Origin of the sequence: Pseudomonas sp. B16120, assembly GCF_044218845.1 — a bacterium.
Classification (GTDB): domain Bacteria; phylum Pseudomonadota; class Gammaproteobacteria; order Pseudomonadales; family Pseudomonadaceae; genus Aquipseudomonas; species Aquipseudomonas paracarnis.
On sequence record NZ_CP162588.1, the window covers coordinates 735,388 to 754,655 of the forward strand.

At 60.2% G+C, this 19,268-nt stretch carries 20 protein-coding genes; 10 read left to right on the forward strand and 10 right to left on the reverse strand.

Annotated features, from left to right (window positions below; genetic code table 11):
- Position 1: 1 nt before the first annotated feature.
- The 5 genes from livM to AB4P90_RS03685 all read left to right on the forward strand — a co-directional run bounded on the left by livM (position 2) and on the right by AB4P90_RS03685 (position 5,540).
- On the forward strand, positions 2–1,279 hold the full coding sequence (gene livM / locus AB4P90_RS03665; RefSeq protein ID WP_014716688.1) for a high-affinity branched-chain amino acid ABC transporter permease LivM: 1,278 nt from the start codon (positions 2–4) through the stop codon (positions 1,277–1,279).
- Positions 1,276–2,151 carry an ABC transporter ATP-binding protein gene (locus tag AB4P90_RS03670; RefSeq protein WP_003188102.1) on the forward strand — a complete coding sequence of 292 codons (876 nt, stop codon included), beginning with the start codon at positions 1,276–1,278 and terminating at the stop codon, positions 2,149–2,151. Before livM ends, AB4P90_RS03670 begins: the two co-directional genes overlap by 4 nt.
- A complete protein-coding gene (locus AB4P90_RS03675) occupies positions 2,148–2,864 on the forward strand; it encodes an ABC transporter ATP-binding protein (RefSeq protein WP_003188103.1) in 717 nt (238 codons plus the stop codon). The genes AB4P90_RS03670 and AB4P90_RS03675 overlap by 4 nt, the downstream gene beginning before the upstream one ends.
- 822 nt (positions 2,865–3,686) lie before the next feature.
- Positions 3,687–4,454, forward strand: a complete 768-nt coding sequence (locus AB4P90_RS03680) for an SDR family oxidoreductase (protein WP_014716689.1) — start codon at positions 3,687–3,689, stop codon at positions 4,452–4,454.
- Between the two features lie 180 nt (positions 4,455–4,634).
- On the forward strand, positions 4,635–5,540 hold the full coding sequence (locus AB4P90_RS03685; protein WP_014716690.1) for a cation diffusion facilitator family transporter: 906 nt from the start codon (positions 4,635–4,637) through the stop codon (positions 5,538–5,540).
- Between the two features lie 108 nt (positions 5,541–5,648).
- Here AB4P90_RS03685 and AB4P90_RS03690 read toward each other — a convergent pair whose 3' ends face one another.
- The 5 genes from AB4P90_RS03690 to ureE form a co-directional block, all read right to left on the reverse strand.
- Entirely contained in the window at positions 5,649–6,758 is a 1,110-nt protein-coding gene (locus AB4P90_RS03690; protein ID WP_058410312.1) for an AGE family epimerase/isomerase, read from the reverse strand.
- 176 nt (positions 6,759–6,934) lie between these two features.
- Positions 6,935–7,507 (reverse strand): HupE/UreJ family protein, encoded by a 573-nt coding sequence (locus tag AB4P90_RS03695; RefSeq protein WP_038448676.1) that lies wholly within the window; start codon positions 7,505–7,507, stop codon positions 6,935–6,937.
- 22 nt (positions 7,508–7,529) lie between these two features.
- On the reverse strand, positions 7,530–8,144 hold the full coding sequence (ureG, locus tag AB4P90_RS03700) for an urease accessory protein UreG (RefSeq protein ID WP_014716693.1): 615 nt from the start codon (positions 8,142–8,144) through the stop codon (positions 7,530–7,532).
- A 14-nt stretch (positions 8,145–8,158) separates the two neighbouring features.
- Positions 8,159–8,833 carry an urease accessory protein UreF gene (locus AB4P90_RS03705; protein ID WP_020301618.1) on the reverse strand — a complete coding sequence of 225 codons (675 nt, stop codon included), beginning with the start codon at positions 8,831–8,833 and terminating at the stop codon, positions 8,159–8,161.
- Complete coding sequence (ureE, locus tag AB4P90_RS03710; protein ID WP_014716695.1) at positions 8,830–9,330, reverse strand: urease accessory protein UreE; 501 nt, start codon at positions 9,328–9,330, stop codon at positions 8,830–8,832. Before ureE ends, AB4P90_RS03705 begins: the two co-directional genes overlap by 4 nt.
- A gap of 339 nt (positions 9,331–9,669) precedes the next feature.
- On the opposite strand from ureE, the gene AB4P90_RS03715 reads away from it, so the two are divergent.
- Complete coding sequence (locus AB4P90_RS03715; RefSeq protein WP_103451336.1) at positions 9,670–10,176, forward strand: C40 family peptidase; 507 nt, start codon at positions 9,670–9,672, stop codon at positions 10,174–10,176.
- A gap of 5 nt (positions 10,177–10,181) precedes the next feature.
- On the opposite strand, the gene AB4P90_RS03720 is transcribed toward AB4P90_RS03715, so the two are convergent.
- Together AB4P90_RS03720 and AB4P90_RS03725 are read right to left on the reverse strand one after the other, a co-directional pair.
- Entirely contained in the window at positions 10,182–10,814 is a 633-nt protein-coding gene (locus AB4P90_RS03720) for a TetR family transcriptional regulator (RefSeq protein ID WP_003188114.1), read from the reverse strand.
- Positions 10,815–10,965: 151 nt separating this feature from the next.
- A complete protein-coding gene (locus AB4P90_RS03725) occupies positions 10,966–11,286 on the reverse strand; it encodes a hypothetical protein (RefSeq protein ID WP_003188116.1) in 321 nt (106 codons plus the stop codon).
- Positions 11,287–11,643: 357 nt separating this feature from the next.
- Here AB4P90_RS03725 and AB4P90_RS03730 point away from each other — a divergent pair, with 357 nt between their 5' ends.
- Positions 11,644–13,710: an AsmA family protein gene (locus AB4P90_RS03730; protein WP_395605666.1), complete on the forward strand. Its 2,067-nt coding sequence runs from the start codon at positions 11,644–11,646 to the stop codon at positions 13,708–13,710.
- Positions 13,711–13,823: 113 nt separating this feature from the next.
- On the opposite strand, the gene AB4P90_RS03735 is transcribed toward AB4P90_RS03730, so the two are convergent.
- Complete coding sequence (locus AB4P90_RS03735; RefSeq protein WP_014716698.1) at positions 13,824–14,354, reverse strand: bacterioferritin; 531 nt, start codon at positions 14,352–14,354, stop codon at positions 13,824–13,826.
- Between the two features lie 97 nt (positions 14,355–14,451).
- Positions 14,452–15,342, reverse strand: coding sequence for a DMT family transporter (locus tag AB4P90_RS03740; protein ID WP_014716699.1), 891 nt, complete (start codon positions 15,340–15,342; stop codon positions 14,452–14,454).
- A 98-nt stretch (positions 15,343–15,440) separates the two neighbouring features.
- On the opposite strand from AB4P90_RS03740, the gene AB4P90_RS03745 reads away from it, so the two are divergent.
- The 3 genes from AB4P90_RS03745 to AB4P90_RS03755 all read left to right on the forward strand — a co-directional run bounded on the left by AB4P90_RS03745 (position 15,441) and on the right by AB4P90_RS03755 (position 17,808).
- Positions 15,441–16,229, forward strand: a complete 789-nt coding sequence (locus AB4P90_RS03745; RefSeq protein WP_003188122.1) for a helix-turn-helix transcriptional regulator — start codon at positions 15,441–15,443, stop codon at positions 16,227–16,229.
- Between the two features lie 71 nt (positions 16,230–16,300).
- On the forward strand, positions 16,301–16,600 hold the full coding sequence (locus AB4P90_RS03750) for a PsiF family protein (protein WP_014716700.1): 300 nt from the start codon (positions 16,301–16,303) through the stop codon (positions 16,598–16,600).
- A gap of 194 nt (positions 16,601–16,794) precedes the next feature.
- Complete coding sequence (locus tag AB4P90_RS03755; RefSeq protein WP_003188124.1) at positions 16,795–17,808, forward strand: AI-2E family transporter; 1,014 nt, start codon at positions 16,795–16,797, stop codon at positions 17,806–17,808.
- 183 nt (positions 17,809–17,991) lie between these two features.
- On the opposite strand, the gene AB4P90_RS03760 is transcribed toward AB4P90_RS03755, so the two are convergent.
- On the reverse strand, positions 17,992–19,260 hold the full coding sequence (locus AB4P90_RS03760) for an Hsp70 family protein (RefSeq protein WP_014716701.1): 1,269 nt from the start codon (positions 19,258–19,260) through the stop codon (positions 17,992–17,994).
- Positions 19,261–19,268 lie beyond the last annotated feature (8 nt).

Genomic DNA, 19,268 nt, shown 5'->3' on the forward strand with positions numbered 1-19,268 from the left:
CATGTCTGCTGCCAAATCCATTGATATCAAGAAAAGTGTGGTCGATACGGTCCTCGCGGGGCTGATTTCGCTGATCGTATTCGGCCCGATTGTCGGCGTGGTGCTCGACGGCTACAGCTTCAACCTGGAACCTGCGCGGGTTGCCGTGCTGGTCGCTATCGTGATGGCCGGGCGCTTTGCCTTGAGCCTATTCCTGCAAACTTCCAAGGGCGTGAAGATCCTGCAGGGGTTCGAGAGCAGCGGCTCCGGCGTGCACGTGCTGCCACCGGACTACAAGTCGCGGCTGCGCTGGATCATCCCGGCGTTGATCGTGATCGCCATCGTGTTCCCGATCTTTGCCAACAAGTACCTGCTCACCGTGGTGATCCTGGGGCTGATCTACGTATTGCTCGGCCTGGGGCTGAACATCGTGGTGGGCCTGGCGGGCCTGCTCGACCTGGGTTACGTGGCGTTCTATGCCATCGGTGCCTACGGCCTGGCGCTGGGTTATCAATACCTGGGCCTGGGCTTCTGGACGGTGCTGCCACTGGCGGCCATCGCGGCGGCGTTGGCGGGGTGCATACTCGGCTTCCCGGTGCTGCGAATGCACGGTGACTACCTGGCCATCGTGACCCTGGGTTTTGGTGAAATCATACGCCTGGTGCTCAACAACTGGCTGTCGTTCACCGGCGGCCCGAACGGGATGCCCGTGCCGTCACCGACCTTCCTGGGCCTGGAGTTCGGCAAGCGTGCGAAGGATGGCGGCATTCCGTTTCACGAGTTTTTCGGCATCGATTACAACCCCAACATCAAGTTCATGTTCATCTACATCGTGCTGTTTCTGGTGGTGCTGGCCGTGCTGTACATCAAGCATCGCCTGACGCGCATGCCGGTCGGTCGCGCCTGGGAAGCCCTGCGCGAAGATGAAATCGCCTGCCGTTCCATGGGCCTGAACCATGTGCTGGTCAAACTCTCGGCCTTCACCATCGGCGCGTCCACCGCCGGTTTGGCCGGGGTGTTCTTTGCCAGCTACCAGGGCTTCGTCAACCCATCGTCGTTTACCTTCTTCGAGTCGGCGTTGATCCTCGCCATCGTGGTGTTGGGCGGCATGGGCTCGACGGTCGGCGTGGTGATCGCAGCGTTCGTGTTGACCGTGGCGCCGGAACTGCTGCGTAGTTTTTCCGAGTACCGCGTGCTGCTGTTTGGGGTGTTGATGGTGGTGATGATGATCTGGCGACCGCGTGGCTTGATTCGGATTAGTCGTACCGGTGTGACGCCACGCAAGGGGGTAGCGCCATGAGCAAGGAAGTCGTGCTGTCTGTCGAACACCTGATGATGCACTTCGGGGGCATCAAGGCCCTCAGTGATGTGAGCCTACAGGTCAAACGCAACTCGATCTTCGCCCTGATCGGCCCCAACGGCGCCGGCAAGACCACGGTGTTCAACTGCCTCACCGGCTTTTACAAAGCCAGTGGCGGCAAGATCGAGCTCAACGTGCGGGGCAAGCAAACCAACGTCATTCAGTTGCTGGGTGAGCGCTTTGAGGCCACCGACTTTGTCTCGCCCAAAAGCTTCCTCAGCCGCGTGTACTACAAGATGTTCGGCGGCACCCATCTGGTGAACCGTGCCGGCCTGGCGCGCACTTTCCAGAACATTCGCCTGTTCAAGGAAATGTCGGTGCTGGAAAACCTGCTGGTGGCCCAGCACATGTGGGTCAACCGCAACATGCTTGCCGGCATCCTCAATACCAAAGGCTACCGCAAGGCCGAAAGCGATGCGCTGGACTGCGCATTCTACTGGCTGGAAGTGGTCGACTTGGTGGACTGCGCCAACCGTCTGGCCGGCGAGCTCTCCTACGGCCAGCAGCGCCGCCTGGAAATCGCCCGCGCCATGTGCACGCGGCCGCAGATCATCTGCCTGGACGAACCGGCAGCGGGCCTCAATCCACAGGAAACCGAAGCCCTCAGCGCGATGATTCGCCTGCTGCGCGACGAACACGACCTTACGGTGGTGCTGATCGAACACGACATGGGCATGGTGATGAGTATTTCCGACCACATTGTGGTGCTGGACCACGGCAACGTGATCGCCGAAGGCGGCCCGGATGCGATCCGCAACGACCCGAAAGTGATCGCCGCCTACCTGGGCGCGGATGAAGAGGAGTTGGTATGAGTGCACCTATCCTCGAAATGAAGGACCTGGACGTGTTCTACGGCCCGATCCAGGCCCTGAAAAAAGTCTCGCTGCACATCAACGAAGGCGAAACCGTCAGCCTGATCGGCTCCAATGGCGCGGGTAAGTCCACGTTACTGATGTCGATCTTCGGTCAGCCTCGGGCCGAGTCGGGGCAGATCCTCTACAACGGCGTCGACATTACCCACAAATCGTCCCACTACATCGCTTCCAACGGCATTGCGCAGTCGCCGGAAGGGCGGCGGGTGTTCCCCGACATGACCGTCGAGGAAAACCTGTTGATGGGCACTATCCCCATTGGCGACAAGTTCGCCAGCGAGGACATGCAACGCATGTTCGAGCTGTTCCCCAGGCTCAAGGAGCGGCGCAACCAGCGGGCGATGACCATGTCCGGTGGTGAGCAACAAATGCTCGCCATCGCCCGTGCGCTGATGAGCCGGCCCAAGCTGTTGCTGCTCGATGAGCCAAGCCTGGGGTTGGCGCCGATTGTGGTGAAGCAGATCTTTTCCACCCTGCGCGAGCTGGCGTCCACCGGTATGACCATCTTCCTGGTGGAGCAGAACGCCAACCATGCGCTGCGCCTGTCGGACCGAGCGTATGTGATGGTCAATGGTGAGATTCGCCTGACCGGCACCGGCAAGGAGTTGCTGGTGAACGAGGACGTGCGCAACGCCTACCTGGGCGGCCACTGACCTAAGATCCAGGCGCATCAACCCTGTGGGAACCGGGCCTTATGTGGGAGCCGGGCTTGCCCGCGACAGCATCACCTCGGTTTAGCTGACATACCGAGGTGGCCGCATCGCAGGCAAGTTAGCTCCCACCCAAAGCCGGTTCCCACATTTGTTTTTGCGATGTCCACAAGCGCTCAACCAAATTGTGGAAAACAAATCCAGCCCACCTCAAAAGCGCGACATATAGTCGCCGCAAATCCCTGTTTTGTCACAGTTTTGACTTGTCCCCATCCACTGTGGAACCGGCTGTGGGTAACGTGGGAGTAGCTGGCTGAAAGCCTTTAACCACGTGGCTTGTAGCGTGTTGGTTGTTTTTCGATCAGTGTGTTTTTCGCGACCGTCTCAAGGGTTTGTCAACCTGTTTAAAGACACAGGTATATGAACGAAATAAGTCGTTACGGCCTGTGGATAAGTCTGTGATTAAACTCTGGAAAGACGCGCGCAGGGGCCGCAATGACTGGCCTGGAGCCATCGTTGTGTTTTTCAGCATTTGTCGCCGGCTACATAGGCGCTTGCCCAGGTCAAGCAAAAAACTTTATAAAACCGCCTGCAACCCTTGTACACAGTGGCTTTGAGCCGTTTGCACTTGCCCCCAAAGACTGTGGGCGCAGTTGTGGATAACCTGCGCGCATATGGCTGCAAGCTACGGTTTATAAGGCTTTGCGTCGCTTGATTAAAAAGTGATCAGTCAAGCATGCGCGTGTGTGCACAGCGGTTGCCGCAAACGCGGCGTAAGGGCATTCTGCTGGCTGTTTTTTTCCCGATGCCCGCAAGGAGAACACCATGTCCGACACGCTGTTTATCACTGGCGCTACTTCAGGTTTCGGCGAAGCCTGTGCCCGTCGTTTTGCCGAGGCCGGCTGGAAACTGGTGCTCACCGGTCGTCGTGCCGAGCGCTTGAATGCCTTGGTCCAAGAGCTTTCCAAGCAGACCGAAGTGCATGGCCTGGTGGTGGATGTGCGCGACCGCAAAGGCATGGAGGAGGCCATCGCCAACCTGCCGCCGTCGTTCGCCACGCTGCGCGGCCTGATCAACAACGCCGGCCTAGCCGTGGGCACCGACCCTGCGCCCAAGTGCGACCTCGACGATTGGGAAACCATGGTCGATACCAACATCAAGGGCCTGCTGACCACCACCAACCTGCTGTTGCCGCGCCTGATTGCCCATGGCCGCGGGGCCGGGATCATCAACCTGGGCTCCATCGCCGGTAACTACCCGTACCCGGGCAGCCATGTGTATGGCGGTTCCAAGGCGTTCGTGAAGCAGTTTTCGTTGAACCTGCGCTGCGACCTGCAAGGCACCGGCGTGCGCGTGACCAATATCGAGCCGGGCTTGTGTGAAAGCGAGTTCTCCCTGGTGCGCTTCGGCGGTGACCAGGCGCGTTATGACGCCACCTACGCAGGTGCCGAGCCGATCCAGCCGCAGGACATTGCCGATACGATTTTCTGGGTGATGAACACCCCGGCCCACGTGAACATCAACCGCCTGGAGCTGATGCCGGTGAGCCAGACCTGGGCTGGGTTTGCGATTGAGCGTGGGGCCAAAGGCTAAGACCGCGTCGCTGCCACCGCAGGCAAGCCAGCTCCCACATTTGACGGTATTCACACATCCAAGTGTGGGAGGGGGCTTGCCTGCGATGGCGGCAAATCGGCCAAAATGCGGCATAAGGTACACTGCCCGCCTGAAAACCCCACCGCACCCAGCGGTTTAAAGGTTTTGACAGGAGGCAATGTGAGTAACCGAGGTGAGCAGGCACTGCTCAAACAATCGACTATCCTGATGTTCGCAGTCGCGATCGCCGGGATTGTCACGGGTGTGATATCCGGCGCCCAATCCATTCTGTTCGACGGCTTTTTCTCGCTGATCGCCACCGCCATCAAGGTGCTGATGCTGATCACGGCCAAGCTGATCGCCAAGAAAAGCAACGAGCGTTTCCAGTTCGGCTATTGGCACCTGGAGCCAATGGTGCTGTTGATCGAAGGCAGTTTCCTGCTGCTGATCGCCATCTACGCGTTCCTCAATGGCGTGTTCGGCATTATCAATGGCGGGCGCGAAATCGAGTTGGGGCTGGTGATCATTTATGCGGCGGTGTTTACCGTCGTGGAGTTCGCCTACTTCTTCTATGTGCGCTACCGCAATCGCACACTCAAATCGTCACTGATCCAGTTCGACAACATCAGTTGGCTGGTGGACGCGATGCTGTCGGTGGGCTTGCTGATCAGCTTCCTGGCCGCACTGTTGCTCAAGTCCCAGGGCTATGGCGAGTGGGCGGTCTACGTGGACCCGTTGATTCTGATCCTGCTGGCCCTGAGCATGCTGGCGCCGGCATTCAAGATCCTGCGCCCGGCGCTGCGCGAAGTGTTGGGCATCGCGCCGGATCACTTGGACGACAAGGTTCGCGAAGTGATGGACGCGGCGCAGGCCAAGCATGGTTTCGACGACTATGTGTCCTATGTGCAGAAGCACGGGCGTGCGCGGTTTATCGAAATTCATGTGGTGCTGCCAGCGAATTACCCGGTGGATAACGTCGCGACTCTCGATGGGCTGCGGGAAGAGATATCCACAGGGCTTGGGGCGGCGGATGCGGCGCGGTGGTTGACGATCAGTTTTACCGGGGATCGCAAGTGGATTGCCTAAAGTCTGTTAGAGCGAGGTGAGGCTATCGCAGGCAAGCCAGCTCCCACATTTAAATGTGCGAACACTATCAACTGTGGGAGCTGGCTTGCCTGCGATGGGCCCAGCAGGTCAGCCCAGATGCTGGACCAAGCCCTGATAGCAAGTCGCCAAATGATAAGGCGTAGTCGAAGGCATATCCCGTCGGCTCACCTTACCCTCGGCATCCAGGCATTCATGCCAACCCTTGGCATGCAAAAAGCGCTGTTGCAGCGCCTGCAACTGACGCTGCAGCACCGCTTCACTGCCTGGCCGCAAGGTCAACGCCCGCAGGTACTCCGCCTGTGCCCAGATCCGTTGGGTACCGTCGCGCACCGTGCCATCCAGCGCAAGCATGCCGCTGACCGCCCCGCTTAACTTATCCACACCCTTTTGCTCGGCATAGGCAAATGCCCGTGTCAGCGAGCCATGCAGCGCGGTGCCGCGTAGCGCAGCTGAAGACTCGAGCAAAAAGAACCATTCGAACTGATGCCCCGGCTCAAACCAGTTATCCACAGCGCCCACAGGTTTTTCCATCATCACGCCGTGCTCGCGGTCGATGAAACGTTGCTGCATGGCCGTCGCCAGTGCCAGCAGGGCCGCTTGTACCTCGGCGTCCTCACGCACTGCGAGGGTGGCCAGGAAACCTTCGGCCAGGTGCATCAGCGGGTTTTGCAACGGGCCTGAGTTGAGGGAGGCCCAATTGCGTTCCAGTACGGCCTCGTACAAGCCGTCACCGGTGGCAAAACGTTGGGCGACGACTTCCAGGGCAGCGTTGAGCACCGATTCCACCAACGGCTCACGCATCTTGGCCCAGTAATGGGCGCAGGCAAAAATAATGAAGGCGTGGGTGTAGAGGTCTTTGCGCTTGTCCAGCGGTTGGCCGGCAGGGTCGATGCTGTAGAACCAGCCACCGTGTTCGGCATCATGAAAGTGCCGTTGCAGGGAGCGAAACAGCGCTGCCGCACGTTCTTCGGCGAAAGCCGCGCCGGGTTCGCCGATCAGGCTGGCGAACAGGTACAGCTGCCGGGCGCAGGCCATGGCGCGATAGCGCTGGGGGGGCAGTGGCTGGTGGTCGGCGTCCAGGGCCTCAAAGGGCAGTGCCAGGTCGGCATTCCAGCCCGGGCCTTGCCAGAGAGGCACGATCAGGTCATGGAAGTGCGTGAGCACAGGCGTCAGGGAAGAGGGGGAAGCGATGGGCATTGGCTGGCGTCGTCACGGCAGGGGTGTAGGCGCGCATGGTAGCAGGCTGATCGTTCCCACGCTCTGCGTGGGAATGCATTTTATGACGCTCTGCGTCATGCTTTGGAACGCAGAGCGTCTTCGGCTGCGTTCCCACGCGGAGCGTGGGAACGAGAGGCCCTCAGCAGTGCCGCAAATCAGCCCGCCAGCAACCACACCCCAGTCGCCGCCGAAGCCGCCCCGGCCACTCGCACCAAGGGTGCAGCAGCAGCTGGCAAAAAGCGCACGACTGCATAACCGGCTGCATGCAACGCCGCGGTCGCCCCCACAAACCCAGCGGCATACGCCCAAGGGCTGGTCATATCCGGCAGTTCCAGGCCATGGGCCACGCCATGAAACAGCGCAAACAACGCCGTGGCGCCCACGGCCACGAACAGCGGCGGCCGCACCGCCAATGCTACCGCCAGGCCCAAGGCCAGCACCGAAGCAGCAATCCCGCTTTCCAGCGCCGGCAGTTGCAGCCCTTCAAAACCCAGCACGCCGCCGATCAGCATGGTGCCGACAAAGGTGCATGGCAGCGCCCAGCGCGCGGCGCCTTTTTGTTGGGCCGCCCAGAGGCCTACCGCAAGCATGGCCAGCAAGTGATCGAGGCCGCCCAGGGGATGGCTGATACCGGCCACCAGGCCATTGTCGCCATGGCCCGGATGGGCGAAGGCCAGGGCAGGCGCGAGCAGCAGCGCGGCGGCGGCGAAAAGTCTGTTGAGTCTCATGGACAGGTTCCTTATGGGTTGATCAGGCGGCGGTCAGCAGGCCCTGGCGTTCGATGAAGGCGACGATGTCATCCAGGCCGACCCCGGTTTTCTGGTTGCTGAACACAAAGGGTTTGCCGTTGCGCATGCGTTGAGTATCGCTGTTCATCAGGTCCAGCGACGCGCCGACCAGCGGGGCCAGGTCGATTTTGTTGATCACCAGCAGGTCGGATTTGCAAATGCCAGGCCCGCCCTTGCGCGGCAGCTTGTCGCCCGCAGACACATCGATCACATAGATGGTCAGGTCCGACAGTTCCGGGCTGAAGGTGGCCGACAGGTTGTCGCCGCCGGACTCCACCAGAATCAGGTCCAGGCCCGGAAAACGACGGTTGAGTTGGTCCACGGCCTCCAGGTTGATCGAGGCATCTTCGCGAATCGCCGTGTGTGGGCAGCCGCCGGTTTCCACGCCGATGATGCGCTCCGGCGCCAGGGCCTGGTTGCGCACCAGGAAGTCGGCATCTTCACGGGTATAGATGTCGTTGGTCACCACCGCCAGGTTGTAGCGATCGCGCAGCGCCAGGCACAGGGCCAGGGTCAGGGCGGTCTTGCCCGAGCCTACCGGGCCGCCGATACCGACGCGCAGGGGTTGTGTGTTCATGTGCTTCTCCAGAATCAGGAACGGAACAGGCGGCTGTACTGGCGCTCGTGGGCCATGCACGCCAGGGACAGGCCAAAAGCAGCGCTGCCCAAATGGTTAGGGTTAATGCGCTCGGCATCCTGCTGGGCTTGTTGCAGCAGCGGCAGCAGTTCACTGGTTAGACGCTGGGCGGCTTGCTGGCCCAGTGGAAGGGTTTTCATCAGCACGGCCAATTGGTTTTCCAGCCAGCTCCACAGCCAGGCGGCGAGGGCGTCGTCGGCGTTGATGTGCCAGGCGCGCGCGGCCAAGGCCCAGCCAAGGGCCAGGTGCGGTTCGTCGCGTTGAGCGAGAAAGTCACGGGCGCTGTCGTCCAGTTCCGGCAAGCCGTTGAGCAACTGTTGCAGGGAGTAGCCCATCTGGCGGCTTTCCTGATACAGCTCCCGGGTCTCACGGCTGGCGCGGTGCTCGTCGCACCACTGCGCCAGTTGCGCCCAGTCCTGCTCGATGGCTGCGCGGCAATGGGCGAGCAACAGCGGCGCTTCGAAACGCGCCAGGTTGAGCAGCAACTGGTCACTGATCCAGCGTCGGGCGCTCGCGGCATCCTGCACGCGGCCGTTGTCCACCGCCATTTCCAGGCCCTGGGAATAGCTGTAGCCGCCAATCGGCAATTGCGGACTGGCCAGGCGTAGAAGCGCCCAGGCTGGGTTCATAGACGTACGCCGAACTGATGCAGCTTGGGGGCGTAGTTGAAGTCTTCATCCCCATGGCGCGAATGATGATGGCCGCCGCCATAGGCGCCGTGCTCGGGTTGAAACGGCGCTTCGATGGTCTGTGCATCGGCACCCAGCTGTTCAAGCATGGCCTTGAGCACGTAGTCATCGAGCAGGCGCAGCCAACCGTCACCGACTTGCAGGGCTACATGGCGGTTGCCTAGGTGATAGGCGGCGCGAGTCAACTCGAACGCGTTGCGGCAGGTGACATGCAGCAGTTGTTCAGGGCGGGCGCACACCCGTACGACGCGTCCGTCTTCTGCCTGTAGGAATTCACCATCATGCAAGGGCGGCTGGCCCCGCTCCAAAAACAGGCCGACGTCTTCACCGTCGGCACTGAAACAGCGCAGGCGGCTTTTGCTGCGGGCTTCGTAATTGAGCAGCAACTCGGCGGCCCAGAGGGCTTGGGGGGCGATTCGGCGATGTATCACCAGCATCAGAGAGCTTCCAGCTGTGAGCGATGAAAGACCTAGAGCAAGGGGCTTGCCAATCACGGGATTGAGTAGGAATTCCCTGTAGTCAGGCAGGCATGCTGCTCAATAGGGCGTCAGATAATTCAGTGTGTGAATCAATTTGGTGCGTGGCGAGGTTTATAGCACCGGCGAAGGGCGTTTTGCGTTGATGGAGGCGCTTGTCTTGATGAAATTTCTTTCATCTTTTTCTCTGTAGGCAGTTTTTAGGATTTGTCCTACGAATCATGAGGATTTGGAGTTCATGAGATTACCTGAGGGTTCTTTAGGCTATGCGCCCTGTTTAATACCACCGCGACGTTCATCATGCTTCGATCAATTTTCTGTATATGCCTGGTCAGCCTGACCTTCTTTATTTCATCGGCATCGGCCAATTTTCAGCCCCGCGCCAGCTTCGGCTCGTCGCTGCAAAGCCTCAAGCCGGCTTCCATCGACGACGTGATCGACCGCGCCCATGAGTTGCTCGGTACACCCTACAAGTGGGGCGGCACCTCGGCGGAGCAGGGCTTCGATTGCAGCAGCTTCCTGGTGTACCTGTTCAAGACCCAGGCCAATATCCAGATACCGCGCACCACCACGGCCATGCACCGTTCATCGGCGGCGACCATCAAGCGCAATGCGTTGAAGCCTGGGGATGCGGTGTTTTTCAAAGGCAACGGGCGCGGCCAGGTCAGCCATGTCGGGCTTTACATTGGCCACGGCAAATTCATTCATTCGCCGCGCACCGGCAAAACCATTCGTATCGATTCATTGAGCAATAGCTACTGGAACAAGCACTACACCAGCGCCAAACGGTTCCACACGGCGGGTTGATTGCTTTATTCGGTGCTGCCCAGCCCTTGCCAATGCTTGAGGCCGATAAAGATAAAGCGCAGTTGCTGGGTGATTTTCGCTTGGGGCGTAAGGTGGGCCGGCAGGGCGTGGGCCGGTGGGTCGATAATATCGGGCAGGGTGGCGAACACGCTCTTGACGATCAGGTCGGCCATCACATGCAAACCTTCGGCATCCAAGTGCTGGAGTTTGGGCATCAGCGTCAGGTCGGCGGCCAGGTCGCGGGTGATGTCTTCGCGCAGGGCGGCGATGGCTTGGCGCACGGCCAGGCAGCCGCCGTACTGTTCGCGAGCCAGGAACAGGAACTGAGAGCGGTTAGCCGAAACCACATCGAGAAAGATGCGCACCGAGGCATCAATGATGCCGCCCATCACGAATTCGTTGTGGCGCACCAGGCGGATCGTGGCGCGAAAGGTCTGGCCGACCTCGCTGACCAGTACCAGCCCCAACTGGTCCATATCGGCGAAATGGCGATAGAAACCGGTGGGCACGATACCCGCCGTCTTGGCCACTTCACGCAGGCTCAGGCTGCCAAACCCACGGCCGCACTCCATCAGATGCCGGGCTGCGTCCATCAGGGCGAGGCGGGTCTGTTGCTTCTGTTCGGCGCGGGGCAGCATGAGCGGATGAGCTTTGTCGGCAAGTACAGCGACGCACTCTAGCAAAAGCGCTTTGCCGGCGTCGAACTTGGCAGGGGCGGGGCGTGACGCGGTCTATATAAAAGCAAAAGCCCGATCGGCAGATCGGGCTTTTTTCTGGGCCACCACAGGCTTAGCTCTGTGCTTGATGCAGTTCTTGCAGACGGTCGGCACCGCCTTCAGCAACGCCTTCGGTGTAGGCACGTTTGTTGGCTTGTTCAGCACCGCCTTCGACCAAACCTTTCTCTTGCAGACGGTTGTAGCCATTTTCAGCTACGGCGCCTTTGGCGTAATCACGGTTTTCGTCTTCTTGCGAACCGCTGCGAGCCACGGTTTGGCTGGTTTGCACGGCTTGGGCTTTGTTCTGTGGGGTGGCCTGTTCGGCAGCTGGCAGGGCAAAGGCGCTGGAAGCCAGGACAGATAACAGAACGGTAGCGAGTAATTGGCGTTTCATGATGGTTGCTCCTAGGGAGGGCGATAAAGTGGGTACAGGGCTAATGTTACCCTTGATAAGTCGATATAAAAGTTCATAAACACAATGGTAATAATCAACAGAATTGATTGTTCTCGCCGGAGGCTCTAGATCGAGCCTCTCAAGCCCGCGGCTTTGCACCGATGTGGGTATTTTCGACACGAACCTGGGTAACAATGGTGCGTCGTCGATGGGGAAAATTGTCTGGTTGATCAGGAAAATCGCTTTTTTCGGCTAAATCCGCCGTTGCGTTAAACCCCCAGGCACTTTGCCAGTCGTAGTCCTATAAGCTGTTTAAAAGGCTGTTGCCCAGCCAGTCGTATTCAGGAGCCCTGTGCAATGACGCGCACTCGTAAAATTCTCGCTTGGAGCTGCGCCAGCTTCGTTCTGTTGATTGCCATCGTGGTACTGGTGTTGGTGTTCTTCGACTGGAACCGCATCAAGCCGCCCCTCAATGCCAAGGTCTCCGAAGAACTGCATCGTCCGTTCGCCATCAACGGCAACCTCGCCGTGGTGTGGCAGCGTGAGCCCGATGAAGGCGGCTGGCGCGCCTGGGTGCCGTGGCCCCATGTGATTGCCGAAGACCTGACTCTGGGGAACCCCGATTGGTCGAAACAACCGCAGATGGTCACGCTCAAGAAGGTTGAGCTGCGCATTTCGCCCCTGGCCTTGCTGGTGCAGCGTGTGGTGATCCCCCGCATCGACCTCACCGAACCCAGTGCCCAGTTGCAGCGCCTGGCGGATGGCCGCGCCAACTGGACGTTCAAGTTCGACCCCAAGGACCCCAACGCCGAACCGTCCAACTGGGTGGTGGATATTGGCGCCATCGGCTTCGACAAAGGCCATGTGACCCTTGACGATCAAAGCATCAAGACCCAGCTGGATGTGATCATCGACCCGCTGGGCAAGCCGATCCCCTTCGGTGAAATCGTCGGCGACGCCGATGCCAAGAAGGCCCTGGAAAAAGGCTCGGCGCCCCAGGACTACGCGTTCGGCCTCAAGGTCAAAGGTCAATATCATGGTCAGAAGCTCGCGGGCACGGGCAAGATCGGTGGCTTGCTGGCCTTGCAGGACGCGGCCAAGCCGTTCCCGCTGCAAGCCCAGGTCAAGATCGCGGACACCAGCATCGCCCTGGCCGGCACCCTGACCGACCCGCTGAACCTCGGCGCCCTGGACTTGCGCCTGAAGCTTTCAGGCAGCAGTCTGGGCAACCTGTATCCGCTGACCGGCGTGACCCTGCCGGATTCGCCGGCCTATTCCACCGACGGCCACCTGATCGCCAAACTGCATGAGGCCAGCGGCGCCTCCTTTCGCTACGAGAACTTCAACGGCAAGATTGGCAACAGCGACATCCACGGCGACCTGGCCTATGTCGCCAGCCAGCCACGCCCCAAGCTCAGTGGCGCGCTGGTGTCCAACCAACTGCTGATGGATGACCTGGCGCCTTTGATTGGCGCGGACTCCAACGCCAAGCAAAAAGCCCGTGGCGGTGAAAGCAAGCAACCGGCGACCAAAGTGCTGCCGGTTGAGGAGTTCCGCACCGAGCGTTGGCGCGATATGGATGCCGATGTGGAGTTCACCGGCAAGCGTATCGTGCACAGTGCCGACTTGCCCTTTACCGACCTCTACACCCACCTGGTGCTCAACGACGGCCAACTGAGCCTTGAACCCCTGCGCTTTGGCGTGGCCGGTGGGAAGCTCGATGCGCAGATTCGCTTGAACGGCCGCACTACGCCGATGGAGGGCCGCGCCAAGCTGACGGCGCGCAACTTCAAGCTCAAGCAGTTGTTCCCGACTTTCGAACCGATGAAAACCAGCTTCGGTGAACTCAACGGCGATGCTGATATTACCGGGCGCGGTAACTCGGTGGCGGCACTGTTGGGCACATCCAACGGTGACCTGAAGATGCTCATCAACGATGGTGCCATCAGCCGAAGCCTGATGGAAATCGCCGGGCTCAACGTGGGCAACTACGTGGTCGGCCGCCTGTTCGGCGACGAAGAGGTAAAGATCAACTGCGCGGCGGCGGACTTCGGCATCAAGACGGGCCTGGCGACCACACGGTTGTTTGTGTTCGATACCGAGAACGCGATCATCTACATCGACGGCACCGCGAATATGGCCACCGAGCAACTGGACCTGACCATCACGCCGGAATCCAAGGGTTTTCGCCTGTTCTCCCTGCGTTCACCGCTTTACGTCAATGGACCTTTCATCAAGCCCAATGCTGGCGTGAAAGCCATTCCGTTGGCGCTACGTGGTGCAGGCATGGTCGCCCTGGGCGTGATCGCCGGGCCGGCCGCTGGCTTGCTCGCCTTGGTTGCCCCAAGCGGTGGCGAGCCCAATGAGTGCGCACCGTTGCTGCAACAGATGAAGGAAGGCAAGGCGCCCAAGACCGTGAAGTAATTGTGGGAGCGGGCTTGCCCGCGATAGCGGGGTATCAGTCAATGATTTATCAACTGATCCAACGCTATCGCGAGCAAGCCCGCTCCCACAGGGGGATGTTGCGGTGTTAGTTATTACAGATCCTGCAGAATATCCGCCATATCGTCCGCGTGTTCTTCTTCCTGAGCCAGGATGTCTTCGAAGATGCGGCGGGTAGTCGGGTCTTTGTCACCGATGTACTGGATGATCTCGCGGTAGCTGTCTACTGCGATCCGCTCGGCCACCAGGTCTTCGTAGACCATTTCCTTCAAGGTGTTACCCGCCACGTATTGCGCATGGGAGTTTTTCGACAGCAGGTCGGGGTTGAACTCCGGCTCGCCGCCCAGTTGCACGATACGCTCGGCCAGTTTGTCAGCGTGCTCGGCTTCCTGGGTCGCATGTTCCAGGAACTCATCGGCAGCCACGCTGGCCTTGAGGCCGTTGGCCATGAAGTAGTGACGCTTGTAGCGCAACACGCAGACCAGTTCAGTGGCCAGCGACTCGTTGAGCAGTCGGATGATTTCCTGACGGTCGGCGTCGTAGCCTTCGGTCACGGCACCGTTTTCGACGTTCTGGCGGGCGCGGCTGCGCAGGGTCGCAACGTCAGTCAGTTGTGCTTGAGTCATTTCAATCTCCTGGGGCTAATCCGGTTGTACGCCACGCTCTGCCGGCGTGATCGCTATTGGTTGTGAGTCCCGGGCCAGGCGAAAAGTTTTATCGGATTTAACAGGATGTGTCCTGAGGGCGTCTGACCGGTGTGGTCCAGCGCTCCGACAGGATCACTCCACCCAGGGTCAGCAAGCCACCCACCAGGTGATACCGCGCCAACTCTTCCTTCAGCACCACCGCCGCAATCAGCGCGGTAATCAGCGGCAGCAGGTTGAAGAACAACGTGGTACGGCTGGGCCCCAGGGTCTTGACCGAGTGCATCCACGCCAGCGGTGCCAGCATCGAAGCCAGCAGGCAGGCATATAGCACCAGCGGAATATTCGCCCAGCCCAAACCGGCCTTGGCCGAGAACAGATACAGCGGCAGCAGCACCATCACCGCGACCAGCACCTGCAAATACAGCAGCACCAACGGCGGCAGGCGCAGCTGCCATTTTTTCAGCAGGGTGCTGTAGACCGCATAAGCCAATGTTGCCACCAGCATCATGCCGTCGCCCAGGTTGACCCCATGTTGCAGCAACGCGCCCAGGCTGCCGGCCGACACCACCACGACCACGCCTGCGAACGACAGCACCGCGCCGGTCAGCGCACCGAAGGTCAGGCGTTGGCCAAGGCTGATGATCGCGGCGGTCAGCGCCATCAACGGCATCAGAGACAGGATGATGCCCATATTGGTGGCGCTGGTCAGCGTCGCGGCGTAATAGGCCAGGCTTTGATACACCGCCATGCCGAGCACGCCGAGGATAAAGATCTTGCCCAGGTTGGGACGGATCTGCGGCCAGTGGGCGACCACCGGTTTGAGCATGAACGGCGTGAACAGCAACGCAGCGAACAGCCAGCGGTAAAAGCCGATTTCAGCCGGGAAGATCGAGCCCACGGCCAATTTGTTGACCACGGTGTTGCCGGCCCAGATAAAGATAGCCAGCAGCGGATACGCGTATTGCATTGAAAAGAAACCCAGTGTGTTGACGAGGCAGGATTATCCTCTGTCTGGATCGAAGCCTATACTGCGATCCAGACAACTGAGCGTTGAATCCAGACAATATGTCCCGACACACCGTACGCCTGCCCGATTTCGCCCGCCTGCCAAGCCCGGTGTACTTTCGGTATTCCGATTTTGCCCCGGACACCGAATGCACCCCCCACCAGCACACATGGGGCTCGCTGGATTACTCGGCCAGCGGTGTGATGCGCATGGAAGTGGCGGGCAATCGCTTCATGTCGCCACCGCAATACGCCGTGTGGGTGCCGCCGCTTACCGAGCACAGCTCCTACAATGCCGAGGCGATTGTCTACCACTCCGTAGGGCTGGCGCCGCAGCTGTGCGAGCAGTTGCCGCAGCAGCCTTGCACCCTGGCGATCAGCGACATTCTCAAGGCGATCCTCAAGGATTTCGCCCTGCGCGATGTCAATGCACCGCGCACCGATGCCGACATCCGCCTGGCCCAGGTGCTGGTGGACCAGCTCAGGCAGGCGCCGGTCCACGACTGCTTCCTGCCCTACGCCCGCCACCCGGGATTGCTTGGGGTCTTGGAGGGCATGCAGGCAGAACCGGGAGACAACCGCCCTCTGGCGCAATGGGCCGAGCAGGTGCATGTGAGCGAGCGCACCCTGGCGCGCCAGTTTGTGCGCGAGCTGGGCATGAGCTTCGGCGAATGGCGCCAGCGCTTGCGCTACCTGGCGGCCATCGAAGCGCTGGACAGCGACCGCAGTGTGCAACACGTGGCGTTTGATCTGGGCTACAGCACCGCCTCAGCGTTTATCGCCATGTTCCAACGCCACGCCGGCTGCACGCCGGAGCAATATCGGCGGGCGAACATTCGTGGCCGGTGAAGTTGTAACAGGTTTTGACTACACTGCGCTGTAGGCCGTGCCCGTCGGCACGGTAACAGGGAGAAAACTCCATGAAGATGCTGCGTATTCCGTTGTTGATGATGGGCCTGCTGATGTGTGCCCAGGGTTTTGCCGCCACTGCCCAGCAAAACAAAATGACCACCTGCAATGCCGAGGCCACCACCAAGACGCTCAAGGGCGATGACCGTAAGGCCTTCATGAAGACCTGCCTGTCGGCACCTGCCGCCAACGACGCCAAGACCCTGACCCCGCAGCAGCAGAAGATGAAAGACTGCAATGCGTCGGCGAAAACCAAGGCGTTGACCGGTGATGCGCGCAAGACATTCATGAGCACCTGCCTCAAGGGCTGATCGCGAGTTCACGAATGCTGCAGAACCCCTGTGGGAGCTGGCTTGCCTGCCTCGGTATGACGGATACACCGAGGTGCCCGCATCGCAGGCAAGCCAGCCCCCACACTTGATCGTATTCACAACACCCGCTCTCGCTTGATTCTTCCAAGGCTGGCAGACTGCCCATCCTTCAACGCCGTTTGTTTTGAGGCTGTATGCCAACGTTTTCTCAGCGTCATGTGTTGTTGCTGTCCAGCTACATCATCATTTTCGGCGGGTTGCTGCTGGTACTGCCGCTGAAATTGCTACCCAGCCTGCTGGCCGGCCTGTTGGTCTATGAACTGGTCAACATGCTCACCCCTCAACTGCAACGCCTGATCGAAGGCCGGCGCGCGCGCTGGCTGGCGGTGGCCTTGCTGGGCACCTTGATCGTCAGCGTGTTGGCCTTGATCTTCGCCGGCGCCATCAGCTTCCTGCTCCACGAAGCGGAAAACCCCGGGGCTTCCCTGGACAAATTCATGGGCGTGGTCGACCGCGCGCGCGGGCAATTACCGCCGTCCATCGATGCTTACCTGCCCGCCAGCGCCGCGGAGTTTCGCGTGGCCATCGGTGATTGGCTAAGCAAGCACCTGAGCGAACTGCAACTGGTTGGCAAAGACGCCGCCCACATGTTCGTCACCTTGCTGATCGGCATGGTGCTGGGTGCGATCATCGCCTTGCAGCGCGTGCCCGACTTGACCAAGCGCAAACCCCTGGCCGCCGCGCTGTTCGACCGCCTGCACCTGTTGGTCCAGGCGTTTCGCAACATCGTCTTCGCCCAGATCAAGATCGCCGCGCTCAACACCGCCTTCACCGCGGTGTTCCTGGCAGTGGTGCTGCCGTTGTGTGGCATTCACCTGCCGTTGACCAAGACCCTGATCGTGCTGACCTTCCTGCTCGGTCTGCTGCCCGTGATCGGCAACCTGATCTCCAACACCCTGATCACCATCGTGGCGCTGTCGCTGTCGATCTGGGTGGCGGTGGCGGCGCTGGGGTATTTGATCGTGATCCACAAGGTCGAGTACTTCCTCAACGCGCGAATCGTCGGCGGGCAGATCAGTGCCAAGTCATGGGAGTTGTTGTTGGCGATGCTGGTGTTTGAGGCAGCGTTCGGCCTGCCGGGGGTGGTGGCGGGGCCGATTTACTATGCCTATCTGAAAAGCGAGCTGAAGCTGGGTGGGATGGTTTAAGCCTTGTCCGCCTGGGCTGACGCCATCGCGAGCAAGCCCGCTCCCACATTGAAATGCGATCACCTGTGGGAGCTGGCTTGCCTGCGATGACGGCCTGTCAGCCGAAGCCTATCTACCTGAAACCCCAACGATCCAACTATGTGGGCTTGCTCGCGAAGGGCCCGCCACGGTTTCAGCTAAAACTCAGCTGCCGTAACGCTTGCTCGCCTCAATCGCCAAACCACTGCCAATGCTGCCGAAGATATTACCTTCCACATGCCGCGCATTCGGCAGCATTGCCGAGATGCTGTGGCGCAGTGCCGGAATGCCGCTGGAACCACCGGTAAAGAACACCGTATCCACCTGGGCCACGCTCACCGAGGCGTCATTGAGCAACTGCGTGACACTGCCGCGCACGCGTTCGAGCAGGTTGTCGATGGACGATTCGAACAGCGCCCGGCTCAGGTCTACGCTCAGGCCCGCTTCGATGCGGTCCAGCGGCACGTGGCGGCTGTCTTGATGGGTGAGCTGGATCTTGGTTTCTTCCACTTCCATGGCAAGCCAGTGCCCAGCACGCTGTTCGATCAGCTTGAACAGGCGGTCGATGCCGCCGGTGTCTTCGATGTCGTAGCGCATGCTGCCCAGGGCCAGCTGGGATTTTTGCGAGTACACCGAGTTGATGGTGTGCCAGGTCGCCAGGTTCATGTGGTGGCTGGTGGGCATGTAGGCGCCGCTCTTCATGCGGCTGCCGTAGCCGAACAGCGGCATCATGCCAGCGAGCGAGAGTTGTTTGTCGAAGTCGGTGCCGCCGATGTGCACGCCGCCGGTGGCGAGGATGTCGCTCTGGCGGTTGTCGTTGTGACGACGATCCGGCGACAGGCGCACCAGGGAGAAGTCGGAGGTACCACCGCCGATATCGACGATCAATACCAGCTCTTCTTTCTCGATGGTGGACTCGTAGTCGAACGCCGCTGCAATCGGTTCGTACTGGAACGAGATGTCCTTGAAGCCGATCTTGCGCGCCACATCCACCAGGGTGTTTTCCGCTTCCTGGTCGGCCATCGGGTCGTCATCGACGAAGAATACCGGGCGGCCCAGTACCACTTCTTCGAATTCACGACCGGCGTTGGCTTCGGCGCGGCTCTTGAGCTGGCCGATAAACAGTGCCAGCAGGTCGGTGAAGGGCATGGCAGTGCCGAGCACGCTGGTGTCGTGTTTGATCAGCTTGGAACCCAGCAGGCTCTTGAGCGAGCGCATCAGGCGGCCTTCGTAGTTCTCCAGGTATTCGTGCAGCGCCAGGCGACCGTACACCGGGCGGCGCTCCTCGAAGTTGAAGAAGACCACTGACGGCAGGGTGATTTTTCCGTCCTCCAGCGCGATCAGCGTCTCCTCGCCGGGGCGGATCCAGCCGACGGTGGAGTTGGACGTGCCGAAGTCAATGCCGCAGGCACGGGCTGGAGATTCGTTTTTCATGTCTAACA